The sequence below is a fragment of the Bradyrhizobium sp. 186 genome (assembly GCF_023101685.1).
Classification (GTDB): Bacteria; Pseudomonadota; Alphaproteobacteria; order Rhizobiales; family Xanthobacteraceae; genus Bradyrhizobium.
On the sequence record NZ_CP082164.1, the window covers coordinates 9,526,258 to 9,540,341 of the forward strand.

At 65.2% G+C, this 14,084-nt stretch carries 18 protein-coding genes and 1 tRNA gene; 10 read left to right on the forward strand and 9 right to left on the reverse strand.

Annotated elements, in window-relative coordinates:
• The first annotated feature begins 187 nt into the window (after positions 1-187).
• On the forward strand, positions 188-1,159 hold the full coding sequence (locus tag IVB18_RS45420) for a S1C family serine protease (RefSeq protein ID WP_247986553.1): 972 nt from the start codon (positions 188-190) through the stop codon (positions 1,157-1,159).
• A gap of 20 nt (positions 1,160-1,179) precedes the next feature.
• Complete coding sequence (locus IVB18_RS45425; RefSeq protein WP_247986554.1) at positions 1,180-2,262, forward strand: phospholipase; 1,083 nt, start codon at positions 1,180-1,182, stop codon at positions 2,260-2,262.
• A gap of 320 nt (positions 2,263-2,582) precedes the next feature.
• Here the strand turns inward: IVB18_RS45425 and IVB18_RS45430 are convergent, their stop codons facing one another.
• Positions 2,583-2,897 carry a hypothetical protein gene (locus IVB18_RS45430; protein ID WP_247986555.1) on the reverse strand — a complete coding sequence of 105 codons (315 nt, stop codon included), beginning with the start codon at positions 2,895-2,897 and terminating at the stop codon, positions 2,583-2,585.
• 159 nt (positions 2,898-3,056) lie between these two features.
• Here IVB18_RS45430 and IVB18_RS45435 point away from each other — a divergent pair, with 159 nt between their 5' ends.
• Positions 3,057-3,263, forward strand: coding sequence for a hypothetical protein (locus tag IVB18_RS45435; RefSeq protein WP_247986556.1), 207 nt, complete (start codon positions 3,057-3,059; stop codon positions 3,261-3,263).
• Between the two features lie 80 nt (positions 3,264-3,343).
• On the opposite strand, the gene IVB18_RS45440 is transcribed toward IVB18_RS45435, so the two are convergent.
• The 5 genes from IVB18_RS45440 to IVB18_RS51790 form a co-directional block, all read right to left on the reverse strand.
• Positions 3,344-4,003, reverse strand: coding sequence for a DsbA family protein (locus IVB18_RS45440; RefSeq protein ID WP_247986557.1), 660 nt, complete (start codon positions 4,001-4,003; stop codon positions 3,344-3,346).
• Between the two features lie 87 nt (positions 4,004-4,090).
• Positions 4,091-4,813, reverse strand: a complete 723-nt coding sequence (locus IVB18_RS45445) for an LrgB family protein (RefSeq protein WP_247986558.1) — start codon at positions 4,811-4,813, stop codon at positions 4,091-4,093.
• Positions 4,810-5,193: a CidA/LrgA family protein gene (locus tag IVB18_RS45450; RefSeq protein WP_247986559.1), complete on the reverse strand. Its 384-nt coding sequence runs from the start codon at positions 5,191-5,193 to the stop codon at positions 4,810-4,812. The genes IVB18_RS45445 and IVB18_RS45450 overlap by 4 nt, the downstream gene beginning before the upstream one ends.
• Positions 5,194-5,227: 34 nt before the next feature.
• Positions 5,228-5,716, reverse strand: a complete 489-nt coding sequence (locus IVB18_RS45455; RefSeq protein ID WP_247986560.1) for a PaaI family thioesterase — start codon at positions 5,714-5,716, stop codon at positions 5,228-5,230.
• Positions 5,717-5,719: 3 nt separating this feature from the next.
• A complete protein-coding gene (locus tag IVB18_RS51790; RefSeq protein ID WP_256476660.1) occupies positions 5,720-5,854 on the reverse strand; it encodes a hypothetical protein in 135 nt (44 codons plus the stop codon).
• 98 nt (positions 5,855-5,952) lie between these two features.
• Between IVB18_RS51790 and IVB18_RS45460 the strand changes: the two genes are divergently transcribed.
• Positions 5,953-6,501 carry a TetR/AcrR family transcriptional regulator gene (locus IVB18_RS45460; RefSeq protein WP_247986561.1) on the forward strand — a complete coding sequence of 183 codons (549 nt, stop codon included), beginning with the start codon at positions 5,953-5,955 and terminating at the stop codon, positions 6,499-6,501.
• A 49-nt stretch (positions 6,502-6,550) separates the two neighbouring features.
• On the opposite strand, the gene IVB18_RS45465 is transcribed toward IVB18_RS45460, so the two are convergent.
• Complete coding sequence (locus tag IVB18_RS45465; protein WP_247986562.1) at positions 6,551-7,042, reverse strand: hypothetical protein; 492 nt, start codon at positions 7,040-7,042, stop codon at positions 6,551-6,553.
• A 200-nt stretch (positions 7,043-7,242) separates the two neighbouring features.
• Here IVB18_RS45465 and IVB18_RS45470 point away from each other — a divergent pair, with 200 nt between their 5' ends.
• Positions 7,243-7,527: a PsiF family protein gene (locus IVB18_RS45470; protein ID WP_247986563.1), complete on the forward strand. Its 285-nt coding sequence runs from the start codon at positions 7,243-7,245 to the stop codon at positions 7,525-7,527.
• A gap of 100 nt (positions 7,528-7,627) precedes the next feature.
• Positions 7,628-8,713: an AbrB family transcriptional regulator gene (locus IVB18_RS45475; protein ID WP_247986564.1), complete on the forward strand. Its 1,086-nt coding sequence runs from the start codon at positions 7,628-7,630 to the stop codon at positions 8,711-8,713.
• A gap of 56 nt (positions 8,714-8,769) precedes the next feature.
• Here IVB18_RS45475 and IVB18_RS45480 read toward each other — a convergent pair whose 3' ends face one another.
• Positions 8,770-9,312, reverse strand: a complete 543-nt coding sequence (locus IVB18_RS45480) for a disulfide bond formation protein B (protein WP_247986565.1) — start codon at positions 9,310-9,312, stop codon at positions 8,770-8,772.
• 159 nt (positions 9,313-9,471) lie between these two features.
• On the opposite strand from IVB18_RS45480, the gene IVB18_RS45485 reads away from it, so the two are divergent.
• A tRNA-Leu gene (locus IVB18_RS45485) sits at positions 9,472-9,556 on the forward strand.
• Positions 9,557-9,731: 175 nt separating this feature from the next.
• Positions 9,732-10,034, forward strand: coding sequence for a hypothetical protein (locus IVB18_RS45490; RefSeq protein ID WP_247991888.1), 303 nt, complete (start codon positions 9,732-9,734; stop codon positions 10,032-10,034).
• A 22-nt stretch (positions 10,035-10,056) separates the two neighbouring features.
• Here the strand turns inward: IVB18_RS45490 and IVB18_RS45495 are convergent, their stop codons facing one another.
• Positions 10,057-10,506, reverse strand: coding sequence for a DUF6314 family protein (locus IVB18_RS45495; protein ID WP_247986566.1), 450 nt, complete (start codon positions 10,504-10,506; stop codon positions 10,057-10,059).
• A 135-nt stretch (positions 10,507-10,641) separates the two neighbouring features.
• Here IVB18_RS45495 and IVB18_RS45500 point away from each other — a divergent pair, with 135 nt between their 5' ends.
• Both IVB18_RS45500 and IVB18_RS45505 read left to right on the forward strand, forming a co-directional pair.
• Positions 10,642-10,875 carry a hypothetical protein gene (locus IVB18_RS45500; RefSeq protein ID WP_247986567.1) on the forward strand — a complete coding sequence of 78 codons (234 nt, stop codon included), beginning with the start codon at positions 10,642-10,644 and terminating at the stop codon, positions 10,873-10,875.
• Between the two features lie 328 nt (positions 10,876-11,203).
• On the forward strand, positions 11,204-13,963 hold the full coding sequence (locus IVB18_RS45505; RefSeq protein WP_247986568.1) for a DUF2235 domain-containing protein: 2,760 nt from the start codon (positions 11,204-11,206) through the stop codon (positions 13,961-13,963).
• Positions 13,964-14,084: the final 121 nt, after the last annotated feature.

Below are 14,084 nucleotides of genomic sequence, written 5' to 3' on the forward strand. Positions count from 1 at the left end.
GCCGGATAGAGGGCCGCCTGCCGACTGTGCACGAACCGTTCCAGTGCCTTTCGAAGATTTCACACGATGGTCTCTGGAATAGTTGGGAACGAGGCTTTCAAGACGGCCTCCTCGGGCCTAAATTATGGTTGCGTCGCGCGCCGTTCCCCAGCAATGGCGGAGCGATGCTCTCAGCCAGGAGAACTCCATGCCCGCTCTGACCGAATGGAGAGTGCCGCCGGCCAATCAGCCGCGGGCGAGCGACTACGGTTTCGATCTCGACCGCGCGCTCGCCTCCGTCGTCGGCCTGCATGCCATCATCCCACCGGACGCCTTCAGCGCCGAGACGCTGGGCACCGAGCGCGCCGGCAACGGCGTCGTGATCGACGACGGGCTTGTGCTCACCATCGGCTATCTCATCACCGAAGCAGAATCAGTGTGGCTGCATCTCGGCGACGGGCGCGTGATGGAGGGACATGTGCTCGGCTTCGATGCCGTGACCGGCTTCGGGCTGGTGCAGGCGCTCGGTCGGCTCGACGTCGCGCCGCTGCCGTTCGGCTCGTCCGCCGCAACCCGGCTCGGCGACCGCGTCGTGGTCGGCGGCGCCGGTGGGCGCACGCGATCGCTCGCGAGCCAGATCGTGGCCAAGCAGGAATTCGCCGGCTACTGGGAATATCTGCTCGATGAAGCCGTCTTCACCTATCCCGCTCATCCCAATTGGGGCGGCACGGCGCTGCTCAACGAACGCGGCGAGTTGATCGGCATCGGCTCGCTCCAGCTCGAGCGTGAGCGCGACGGCAAGGCCGAACACGTCAACATGATCGTGCCGATTGACCTGTTGAACCCGATCCTCGAGGATCTGCGCAAGTTCGGCCGCGTCAACAAGCCGGCCCGTCCCTGGCTCGGGCTCTATTCGACCGAGATCGACAACCGCGTGGTGGTGATCGGGATCTCCGCCAACGGTCCGGCCGCCCGCGCCGAACTCAAGACCGGCGACGTCATCCTCGCGGTGGACGGCGACAAGGTCACGAGCCAGACGGCCTTCTACAAGAAGATGTGGGGGCTCGGCGCCGCCGGCGTCGACGTGCCGCTCACCGTGCACCATGAAGGCGTCACGTTCGACGTTAGGGTGACGTCGACCGACCGCTTCAAGCTGCTGAAGGCGCCGAAGCTGCACTGACCCAAACTGAGGAAGCGGCGATGACCGAGGCCGTGGCGGACGACATCGTGGCCGTGCTGCCTCCCTTGCTCAAGGCGCTGGAAGCGCTGGGCTTCTTTCAGCGGCATTTGCATCCGCCGGCCTTCGCCTCTGTGATCAACGCGATCGGCGCGCCCGACGAGGCGCTGCAAGCGGCACGCGCGGCGCTCGGAGAGTGGCCCGGACAGTTTGCCGGCCTGCGCGATCGGCTGGATCGCGCCTGCAATGAGACGCTCGCCGCCTTCGCCGGCCTGCGCGATGTCGAGCGCGGCAATGGCGATCTCGTCGCCGTCTTCCGCGCGCTGCGCCACGTGCCGCGCGCGCAGGAGGCGCTGTATCCGCTTGCGGTGCAATTTCCGCCGGTGAGCAGCTTCTTCCTCAATGCGGCGAAGCGCGATGATGAGGACCTGCTGACGCGGCTGGAGGCAGGTGCGAGCGAGCACACCGGCATCTTCCACGATCACAACGAGTCCGGCAGCCGCGGCGGCTTCTCGGTCTATGTGCCCGAATATTACGCACCCGATCGTGCATGGCCGCTGGTGATGGCGCTGCATGGCGGCAGCGGCAACGGACGCGGCTTTCTGTGGAGCTGGCTGCGCGATGCCCGCAGCTTGGGCGCGATCCTGGTGGCACCGACCGCGACCGGCCAGACCTGGGCACTGATGGGCGATGACACCGACACGCCCAATCTCATGCGCATCCTCGAGACCGTGCGCAGCCGCTGGACGATCGACGCCTCGCGCCTGCTGCTGACCGGCGTGAGCGACGGGGGCACCTTCAGCTACGTCAGCGGGCTCGACGGCGCCTCGCCCTTCACGCATCTTGCGCCGGTGTCCGCGACCTTTCATCCGCTCATGGCCGAAATGGCCGATGCTGCGCGCATGCAGGGCCTGCCGATCTTCATCACCCACGGCAAGCTCGACTGGATGTTTCCGGTGCAGACCGCACGCCAGACACGGGCAGCGCTCTCAGTGGCCGGCGCGGACGTCACCTATCGCGAGATCGACGATCTCAGCCATACCTATCCGCGCGAGATCAATGCGAAGCTGCTGCAATGGCTGAATGGAGGACAGGAGCCATCATAGTAGGCCCTGCTTGAGAGTCACGTCAGGCAACGCGCGCACGCGATCCCGGGCCTCGCGCAGGATCCGACGATCGGTCGCGCTCAGACTGCGAAGGTGGCGCATCCTGAAGAATGGCGGCGCCGTTGACGAATCCGAACTGGGACCGAACTTCTTCCTTGTCCAACGGAGCGGAGCAAAAGAAGTCGAAGTCGAGCGACTCTCGATGCCCCAGTTGAAGTGCAACAGCCGTTCCACCGCAGAGGACAAATCGTAAACCGCCCGAAGGAGCAAGGGACGGCCAGATTTCGCGTTGAGCCGCAGGCAGGATCGACAGTTTCGGCTCAAGGCGTCGCGGCATCGAATGCCCTTCGCGGCGCCTTTTCCGGCAGTGCCGCGCCTGTCGCAAATGACAGACGCCCGCGCCAGAATTCCCAAGAGCGATCGCTGAACCAGCCCGGCTCTGAATGAAGCATGACGTCGGTGAGCCGTGCCTGCCCTATGGTCGCCTCCAACTGGAGAATGTCGTCATATGTCGCGAAATTCATGATCTGCGCAATGACGCGACCCTCGGAGAAGGGCCGCCCATCGACCTCCCGCCACCAGAGGTATTTGCGGCCGAGCTCGTCGATTAGGCGTTCGGGGGCGGTGACTGTCATTGACCTGAATATAGCGAATCCCCCAGACCTAATCCACGATCATAGGGCCGACCTGGCCGGATTTGCCTCTCAATCGTCACCACAACTCCAACAGCCGCAGGCGTGCCGAGGGAACCGAGTTACGCGATCCACGTTATCAGCGGTCACCGGAGGTTCGCCATGCAGACTTTTTTTGGAATGATTTTGGGCGCGCTGCTGCTCGGCTGCGGCGTCTATGTCTATGACTCCATGCAGACGTCGTCCGTCGCCAACGGCGAGGTTGCGACCACCAATCGCACCATCGTGAACTGGGATGTCGCCAAGGCCGATTGGGACTCGCTGCGCGACCGCGCGCACAAGGGCTGGGTCCGCATCTCCTCGAAGTAACGTCGCTGAATAATGAACAAGGCGCTGTCGCGATCCGCGGCGGCGCCTTTGTGTCGGCTGCGATTAGTGAGGCTAGCGCCTCAGTTCATCTTGGCCTTGCGGGCGTCGGCGATGACCTGCTCGAACTCGGTCATGCTGAGCACGCCCGGCACGCGGTACTTGCCGACGATAAAGGACGGGGTGCCGCGGAAGCCGAAGGCTTCGGCCTGGTCGTTGTTGCGCTTGAGGACGGCATCGATGTCCTGGGCGTGCTCGGTGAGATCGCGCTTCAGGCGGTCCATGTCGACGCCGGCGCCGGCCAGAAGTTCGTTGATACGCGGCTCGGTCAGCCGCGAGCTGACGCCCATCATGGCGTCGTGGGCCTGGTGATATTTGTCCTGAAATTTTGCCGCGAGCGCGATCCGCGCCGCCGTGACCGACACCGGCCCGAGGACCGGCCAGTCCTTCATCACCAGCCTCACCTTGCCGTCGTCCTGGATGACCTGGCGCAGCTCCGGCTCGAGCTTGCGGCAATAGGGGCAGTTGTAATCGGACCATTCGACGATGGTGATGTTACCGTCGGGATTGCCGGCGACGGGAACGTCGGCGTCGCGCAGCACCTTGGCTTCGGTCAGCACCTCGTCATCGTCGGCAGCCGCGCGCGCCGAGGCGATGCCGCCCGCTGCGAGGGCGCCTACCCCGATCAGCGTCAGCGCCGCACGCCGCGTCGGCCCGAGGCTCTTGTTCCTGAATCCAGTCATATCTCGTCCCGTTTCGGTCCCATCGCAGCAGATACGGTTTGGGACCGGGAATTGTTACCGGTCATATAGAGCGTTGCGGTCGCAATGTCATCGCACCAGCAGCGTGACCGCCAGCGGTACCAGGAACGAGGTCACCAAGGCGTTCATGCTCATGGCAATACCGGAAAATACACCGGCGATCTCGTCGACCTGGAACGCGCGGGCGGTGCCGATGCCGTGCGCGGCAAGGCCGGCGGCGAAACCACGCGCCCGGAAATCGGTGATGCCGGTGCGGTTCATCAACGGGGTCACGATGATCGCCCCCATGATGCCGGTGAGAATGACGGAGACTGCGGTCAGCGAGGGATCGGCGTGCAGGGATTCGCTGATGCCCATGGCAACGCCCGCCGTGACCGATTTCGGCGCCAACGACAAGACCACGTCGCGCGGCAGGCCGGCGAGCTCTGCCAGCAGCACCACCGACACCACCGCCGTGTCCGAGCCCGCGACCAGCGCCACCAGCATCGGCACGATGGAGGCGACCACACGCGCGCGGTTCTCGTAGAGCGGCACCGCAAGCGCGACGGTGGCGGGCCCCAGCAGGAAATGCACGAACTGCGCACCGGCGAAATAGGTCGTGTAAGAGGTTCCGGTCGCGAGCAGGAATGCGCCGATGATCCACATCGCATGCAGCACGGGGTTGGCGAGCGGATGCCGCCGCGTCGCCAGCGACACCGCATCCGTGCTCGCATAGACCAATAGCGTCACGGTCAGCCAGAGCAGCGGCGACTGCGAGAGATAGACCCAGAGCGAGAACGGATTGTCCTTCATTGCGCGTCCTGTTGCCTGAGCAGGCGGCTGACCAGGCGGAATGTCAGGACGGTCGTAAGCAGGGTGAGGACCACCGAAAGCGCGAGCACAAGGACGATGGCGACGCCGTGGGACGCGAGCTGATCGAGCTTCTGCACGACGCCGACGCCGGCCGGCACGAACAGCAGCGAGAGATGGGCGAGCAGGCCCTTGCTCGCCGTCTCCACACCGCCATCGCGCAGCGGTCCGCGCGCGAGTGGCGCGAATCGGTCGCGCGCAAGCAGCAGGATCAGAAGCAGCAGCAGGCCGAGCACGGGCCCCGGCAAGGGCAGCCCGAGGCCGCGCGCGACGGCTTCGCCGATCAACTGGCAAAGCAGGATGAGGCTGAGACTCGCAAGCATGACGGTCGCATCAAGGGATGCGCCGGCAGGCTTGTCAATCGTCGCGCTGTGCGTGCGCCGTGCTCAGCACCTGCGAAGCCGCAACGCGAGGCAGCATCGCCATCAGCGTGCCGGACATGGTGGCAATCAGCGTCGTCAGCCCGTTGTGCTCGGCAAAGGCCTTGGCCTCGCAGAACGTCAGCGTGCGGCCGGGCTTGATAACCTCGGCCGTGAACACGAAGCGCTCGCCGCGGGCGGGTGCGAGCAGCGTGGTCTTGAACTCGACGGTGAGGATGTCGACCTCGCGCGGCATCAGCGTGAAGGCAGCCACGCCGCATGCGTTGTCGAGCCCCGCGGTGATGATGCCGGCATGAACAAAGCCGTTCTGCTGCGTAAACGCAGGCGAATGCAGCATCGCCAGCTCGACCTCGCCGGGCGCAAGGTGGACGATCGAGATGCCGAGCGTGCGCATCGCCGGCTGGCCGTCAATCAGGGCGGTTGCAGCCGTGCGGTAGTCCGGGTTTTTCGGCTCGAATGCAGCCATGGCTTACACCTCTGCCGGCTCGGCGAGCTGCTTCATGACGATCTCGCGGACGGCGTCGGCGAACGGCGCGGATTTGCGCAGCCCACGATCCATGTGCCACGGATAGACCGCGCCGCGATTGGTCGCCTCCTGCTCCATCGCAAGTCCCTGCCCTCTGATTATTGATACGGTAGCGTATCAGCCTCCTTCCGCGTTAGCAATACGGCACCGTATCAAGAACCGGCGAGGCTTCCATCATGAGCGACGGCAAGGGCGATGTCTGGGTCGAGGCGGGGTTTACCGAGTTCGCCCGCTCGGGGGTCGAAGGGGTGCGGGTCGAGGTGCTCGCCAAGAACCTGGGCGTCACCAAGGGCGGCTTCTACCGCCGCTTCGCCGACCGTGCCGCGCTGCTCGGTGCCATGCTGGAACGTTGGCGCGAGGGGCGCGCAGCAGCCATCGCGCAGCAGACGAGCCTCGACGGACAAGCCCCCCGCGAGCGGCTGAAGGCGGTGATCCAGCTCTATTCCGAGCGGCTGAACCCCGAGGGCATGGCGATCGAGCTTGCGATCCGGCAGTGGGCCCGTTCGGACGAGAGCGCGGCGGCGGCGGTGGCGAGCGTGGACGCGGCCCGGCTCAAGCACGTTGCCGAGCTCTATCGCGCCACTGGCCTGGCGGCCGAGGACGCCGACGCGCAGGCCTTCCTGTTCTACTGTTTCATCTTCGGCCAGAGCCTGTTGTTCGTCGAGCGCGGCGCGCGCAAGCGGTCGCAGCTCGTGGCGAAATCGGCCGAGAAATTGTTGGACTAAAGCGAGAGAGGCCGGAGCTTTACTCCGGCCTCTGCGTCGTCTCGAAGCCTCAGGCGGCGCCCTTCAACTTCTTGTTGCATTCGCTGTAGTAGCCGCCGCCCTTCTCGATCCACTTCATGCCGCCATTCCCGTTGGTGGTCTTGTTGGCATTGTACTGGTCGACGCAGGTGTGCAGGCGGGCCTTGCCGGCGGTCTCCTTGGCATATTTCGGGTCCACCGCGTTCGGGTAGATCGCGGGTCCGGCCGGCAGAGTCGGAGCGGCAGCGGGGGCCGCCTCCTTCTTGGCCTGCTTCGGCTCGGCCGGAGCCGCGGGCACAGCCGGAGCAGCCGCGGTTGGCGCAGCTGCGGGCGTTGCATCCGCACCGCACTGGGCCTTGCGGAAGTCATTCCACTTTGTGGTGCCGAGCGAGCCGTCCTTCTTGGCCGCCTGATATTTCGCGCTGCACTCCTGCGAAGTCAGCGCCTGCGCCGGCCCGCTGGCCACCAACGCGGCAAATCCCGACACCGCAACCGCACACAACAATCTTGATTGAATGGTCATCCCTGGTCTCCTCCTTGGTCTTCCCCGACGGAAGCGAAACGAGGATTGCTATCCTAACGTGCTCGCGGCTTCCGACAAGGAAGCGATGGCGTTCGCGGCGAAAATATAGTGATCCTACCGTTTGCATTATTCATGTCGCGTTCAGCAACGCGAGCCGACCTTCGCGCCCTTCACAATTCTCGCAAGAAGAGTGCAACACCATGACCCTCACGTCCCGCCTCGCCGCCGTCGCCCTCGCCTCCCTGCTCGCAACCGGCGCCGCTTTCGCCCAGACCGCCGCACCGGCTGCCAAGACCGATACCAAGACGACAACCGCCGCCCCCGCAGACAAGAAGGCGCCGAAGGAGCACTCGGCCGAGTCGCTCGAATGCTCCAAGCAGGCCGACGCCAAGGGCCTGCATGGCAAGGAGCGCAAGAAATTCCGCTCCGAGTGCATCAAGGGCGCGAAGGTCGGCACTGCCGCTCCCGCCGCCGACAAGAAGTAAATCCGTCAGGATCCTCCTCTCGGCTTCGGCGCGAGGCGCGCGCATTGCGGCATGACGTAGCCGCAATTGTGCGCCTCGCGCCGATTTGCGATAAGGTGGCGTGAAGCAAATCACCGCCTCCCTGCCGTTCGAATTACCGAGCCGTGCCAAGATCTTGAGCACGGTAGAGACGCTCGTCATCGGCACGGCCGGCGGCCTGGTGTTTCTGGTCGCCGGCCTTCCCGGCGGGCTGATCTCGGGCTCCATGATCGCGGTCGGCATCGCCGCGATTGCCGGGCGCCAGCTCATGCTGCCGCCGCTCCTGACCCAGATTGTGCTGGTGCTGCTCGGCATTTCGCTGGGCTCCGTCGTCTCGCGCCATTTGATTCAGCAGGTCGGCGCCTATCCCCTGACCATCGGGCTATTGGCGCTCGCGACCTTCTGCTCGACGTTCGGCTCGAGCTATTACCTCCAGCGTATCCACGGCTGGGACCGCACTTCGGCGTTCCTTGCCGGCAGCCCTGGCGCGCTGTCACAGATCACGATCCTGGCGGTCGAGCGCGGCGCCGACCTTCCGGGCATCGCGGTGGTGCAGACCATGCGCGTCATCATCCTCACCGCGGCATTGCCGATGGTGCTGGCGCTGGCAGGCGTCGCGCCGTCCGCCGCGCCGTCGCTGACCGCGACGATCGCCTCGCCGCTCGAGCTCGTCGAGCTGGTCGCCGCCTCGCTGGCGCTGGCGCTTCTGCTGCGGCTGGTCAAATTTCCGGCGAGCTGGATGTTCGGCGCGATGATCGCCTCCAGCGTGCTGCATGGCGCGGGCTGGGTCGAGGGCGGCCTGCCGAACTGGGGGCGCGGCGTGGCGCTGGTCGGCATCGGCGCGTTGATCGGCAGCCGCTTCGCGCGAATGCGGATCAAGACGCTCGCCGGCCACATCAATGCGGCGCTGGGCTCATTTGCCGTGGCAATCGCCGTCTCCGCCGTCTTCGTCGGCATCGTGGCGCTCACCACGCAGGTGAAATTCTCCGACGTCGTCGTCGCCTTTGCGCCCGGCGCGATGGACGCCATGCTGGCGCTGGCGCTGACACTCCACATCGACCCGATCTTCGTCGGCGCCCATCATCTGTCGCGCTTCGTGTTCGTGACGATCGCGACCCCGGGCATCGTGCACTTGTTCGGGCGCACGCAGGACGATGTGGATGATTAGGTGGCGCCTCTTCTCCCTCGCCCCGCTCTTGCGGGGAGAGGGGCGGGGCGAGGTGATCAACCCCGATTCACCGTCCGCACAAATCCCCACGCGGCGATCGCGGCCATCAGCAGCGAGATCAGCACGTTGTAGCCGGCGAGCGAGAGGCCGAGGAAGCGCCACTGCACCTCGTCGCAGCGCACCACCTTCACGGTGTCGAGCCGCGAGAGCAGGTCGGTGGCACTGCCGAGATTAGCGACGGGACCGGAGCAATCGGTCGGCCCCTTCCAGAATCCCCATTCGACGCCTGAGTGATAGGTGCCGAGCCCGGCATTGGCGAGCGTCGCCAGCACGAGGATCGCAAGGCCCGCGAGCAGCAGGGGCCGCGGCGCGCCGCCTCTCGCCGCAAGGGCCGTGAGCGCGCCGAGCGGGATCGCGAGATAATAGGCGTAGCGCTGCTCCAGGCAGAGCGGACAGGGCAGGATCTCCAGCACAAGCTGGAAGAACCAGGCACCTGCGATCGTCACTGCGGCGATCAGCGCGACCGCGAGCGAGGCGGTCAGCGCGGAGCCGCTCGCAGCCGGCCTGAACGCAGGTATTGCGGCATTCTGGGTCGCCACGGCAGCCTCTTTCGGATGGGACGTCGCCTTAAGGCTCTAGCGCCGGCCCATGCGGCTGTCGAGAACGGCGGGGATCACTTTGGCGCGGGTTGACCCCGCTTTGTCCATGGCTATAGTCCGCCGGCTTCGCGACGCCCTCCCTTTCAGGGCCGACCGAGGGCCCCTGTGGCGGAACTGGTAGACGCGCTCGACTCAAAATCGAGTTCCGCAAGGAGTGCTGGTTCGATTCCGGCCAGGGGCACCAAGCTTCGCGAGCTACGCTTGGCGCGGCCAGCCTCCGCTCTCGCGTAGCGAAGCGACGAAGCTTGCCCTGCGAAGCCTCTTAGCGAAGCAGGGCCGACATGGCCACCCCCTCCCTGGCAATCGTCACATCTCCACTGTATAAGCCGTTAGCTTCTTCACTCACCGAAGAGGCTCATATGAACGACCTGCACGCGTGGCTTTCGCAACAGCACCACGGTTTGTGGACCTTCCGGATCTTCCAGCAAAAACTCGAGACGCTCGGCCGCGACGACCCCGCCCAGCGCGGCCTGTGTCGCCTGTTGAGCGGTCTCGTCGGCAGCTATGTCGAGGCTTTTGACGAGGTCCCGCTGCCGGTCAACGTCGCGGATCAAGCCTACGACCGCCTGCTGACGCTGGTTGCAAGCCTCGATCTTCACGCCGACACCGACCGCCGGCTCGCCGACATCAACCGCGTGGCAACCTGCGAGCTCTGGCAGTGACGCCGCAAAGCGGCAGCGAGCGTCACCGGACCCGCGTGTAAGTCGTGATCATCGTGTAGTTTTTGCGTGGACCCGACACCACGTGACGAACGACAAAGCGACCATTCGGCAGGAAGATGTAAGTCGACTGATAATTGTCGAGATTGCAAAGATGGCGCGCGCTTCCGCTCAGCTCTCCTCCCGAGGGGGCAGACAGTGAGATCTCGTGAAACAGCCGCGGCGGATCCTCCTTGAAGAAAACCTCGAATCCGCTGTCGCTGTTGGTGAAGATGTAGTCGCGCTCTGCCTGCAACTCGGTGCCGTTCAACAGCTTCAGATTTCCTTGTTCTCGATAGGCCAGCCGCCCCTCCTCCAAGGGCGTGAGGATCGCGATGCCCTGCATGGTAGCTTGACCTTCGATAACACGGTTGAACGACCAGGAGCCGATCAGTTTCTTCGTCACCTCCGAGGCGTCACCCCAGCCATCGATCATGGTTTCGCTCATATCTTTGGACCTACCCATTCAGCAACCGGTTCGGCTTCGGAGAGCCCGCGGCAGGGAGTTCGACTTCACCGAGCCGATGCCTATATCCTACGGGCAACGGGTGTCGATGCAGCGAGCAGCTTGATGGCCAGGAGACGCACGACAGAACCGGACGCCGACGACCTCCCCCGCTACTTCGTCTGGGTCAGGGGCCTTGAGGGCCCCGAACCGCAGAAGTGGATGGCGATGGATTTCGGCGTTGGCGACTGGAAACGGCCGCTCGTGCTGGCCTATCTGGAGCTGCCGGAAGGCGAGCGGCACCTGCCATTGTCGGCGCTGGCGCGAAGATATCCGCCGCCGCGGGTGGACGTTTCGTAGGGTGGTTGAGCCGAAGGCGCAACCCCCGGTCGCCTGATGAGAAAAAGGTCGGTTACGCTTCGCTAACCCACCCTGCGCAAAGCGAGGCCTCACTTCCCCCTCGCCGCTGTCGGCGTCCGCTCGCCGGGGAGAGGCGCGCGCCCGACACTGCTTCAATCGTCATTCCGCGGCGACCCGCCACGGCAAGGCGGCGCGATCGCGCTTGCTACCTCAGCGCGACTGTGCGCAGAATGCACCTGTATTGCATAACGCAACCATTGATTGAACCCGGGAAGTGCCGCCCGGCTCAGGCCTGAAGCGCTTCCCCGGTCGAATTGCCGGAGGGCTCATGTCGCACCATGATGGCGCGCTGAACGCGGATTCTGCCAGACCGGAAGACACACACAGCGATACGAAGGCCGGCGGGACCACGGCCGCCGCCCCGTCAAGACGCAAGCTGGTGCTGTTCGCCGACGGCACGGGCAACGCATTCACCAGCCAGGAATCCAGCGTCTGGCGTCTCTACGAGGCGCTCGACCATACCCAGCCCGACCAGATCGCGCATTACATCAAGGGCGTCGGCACCGCCGGCTGGGCGCCGCTTGCCGCGCTCGACGGCGCCACCGGCATCGGCGTGCCTTCCAACGTCCGCAAGCTCTATCGCTTCCTGTGCTGGAACTGGCGCGAGGACGACGAGATCTACATCTTCGGCTTCAGCCGTGGCGCCTTCACGGCGCGCACGCTGGCGGCCCTGATCTCCTCGCAGGGCCTGGTGCCGGCGGTGATCGGCGCCGATCCGGTCTCGCATGCGGAGATGGAGCGCAACGTCATGGCCGCTTGGCGCGAATATCGTCGCGCCACGGTTCCACTGTCGAAGAGCCTGCCGACAATATGGATCGCGCGCTGGATCCGTGACCTCCTGCTCATGATCTATCATTTCGTCTGCGGGCACCGCTCCTACACCAAGGTCCGTGCGGCAATGGGCAGGGCGCGTGAAAACGTCGAGATCGATTTCCTCGGACTGTTCGACACCGTCGAAGCATTCGGCGTCCCGATCGAGGAGCTGCGCGTCGCGATCGACTGGGCGATCTGGCCGATCACGTTCCGCAACCACCAGCTTTCGCACAAGGTGAAGCATGCCTGCCACGCGCTCGCGCTGGACGACGAGCGCACCACCTTCCATCCGCTCCGGATCGACCAGAGCCATCTGGCCACCGACCAGGTCGTCAAGGAGGTGTGGTTTACGGGCGTCCATTCCGACATCGGCGGCGGCTATCCGGATTGCACGCTGTCCTTCGTGCCGCTGGTCTGGATGGTCGAGCAGCTCAGCGGCCAGCTCCGCTTCCAGGACGGTACGATCGAGCATTTCAGCAAGTATCAATCGGCGATCGGACCGATGCATGATTCACGTGGCGGCGCCGCGGTGCTGTACCGCTACGGGCCGCGCCCGGTCCTCGCGGGCAACGTGAACGGCGGGTTGCCGGTCGTGCACTTCGCGGTCATCGAGCGCATGCTGCTCGGCTGCGACGATTACGCGCCGATCATGCTTCCGGCAGACTCCCTGGTGCTGCTGCCGAACGGATCGAAGCTGCCGCTGCGGCCGGATGGAGAGGACAAGGAACTCGCCGAGCAGCAGACGCGCGAGGTCATGAAAGCCGCCTATCTGGCAAAGGCCACGGGGCCGCGACGCGAGAAGGAAGCCAAGGCCTTCGCGGCGATGAGCACACCCGACGCCGCCATGTCGAGCCTGACGCGCGACACCGTGTGGTGGCGGCGCGTCGCCTATTTCTCGCTGCTGTTTATGGTCGTCGTGATCGCCGCCTGGCCGTGGATCGCGCATGCGCTGGTGCAGTGGTCCGAGGACCGCGCCCTGGAAGGTACCGGCACGCTGTCAGTCATCACCAACATCGACTGGGTGCTGGGCGCCGTGGTGGCGCCGCTCACCAATCTGTTGAGGGACGTTCTGCCGTCCTACGCGGCGCCGTGGCTCAACATCGCGACCTACTATCCTTTCCTGACCTCGATCGTCGCGATCATCACGCTGTGGGTCTGGAACAAAAACTCGGAGCTGCGCGACACCATCCAGGAACGCGCACGTCTCGCCTGGAATACGCCGCACCGCAGGGCGAGCCAGAGCCACATCAGTGAGCCAGCCGCGTTGATGCAGTTCGGCCACTGGATGCGGATGAATGCCGGGCCCGCGCGCCTGGTCATCGCCAAAGGGCTGGTGCCGGCCGTCTTCCTGCTCACGATCTTCGGCTCGGCGGCGCTGATTGCATCGAGCAGCCTGCTCACCGGACGCCTCGCTTTGGGAGCCGTCTGCTCGCCGCCGGCGATCAAGGACTCCTCCGTGCTTCAGACCGGGACTCCGGTGCCCGATGAGTCGATCGATGCGCGCGGCCCGTTCGACACCAGGGAGTTCTGCTGGTGGAGCGGCCTCGCGGTCGAGAAGGGCCGCAAATACCGCGTCTTCGTCGAGATCAAGGAGCCCTGGTTCGACCGCACCATCATGAGCGGCGTGAACGGATTTCAGACCTACGAGCCGCATCACTACCTCGCCCTGCCGGAGCGACGCCTGTTCGGTGCGGACTGGTTCCAGCCCGTCGTGCGCGTTGGCACCAAGGGCATCAACGACCTGCCGCTCAAGGCCGTCAACGTGATGCCCGCCGACGAATTGCCGCGCCGGATGAAGCCGACCCTGCCTGCGGAGGACGACATCAGCAGAAGAAAGGACCGGTATCCCGTTCGGCTCGACGATACTGACGCGTTCAAGGGCAGGCTCGACGGACTCGGCAAGTTCGAACCGATCCCGGCGGCCATGCTCGACGAGGCGCAACAGGTCTGGAAGAAGCAGGCACTGGCCGGCCGCGTCGTCGCGGAATTCGTCGCTCCCGACTCGGGCGAGCTGTTCTTCTACGTCAACGATGCCGTCCAGATCTTCCCGCGACTGCTTCCGGAATGGATGATTCCGTCATGGCTCGACATCATCCAGGGACCGCCCGACCTGTACTACAGGAACAACAGTGGCACAGCGAAGATCAAGGTCCAGCGCTTGCCGGCGCCGTCGATGCCGGCGGACAAGCCGACAACACCGCTGGCGAGCAAATAGCGACAAGGCCGGCTGCGCCCGTGCTTCGCGCGGTCGATCCAGAAGCGAGCCGCGCTCCCCTCGGCCCCTTCCGAGGGAAGGTCAGAAACTGCGCCCCCATGATTATGGGTGTCGCGACCTT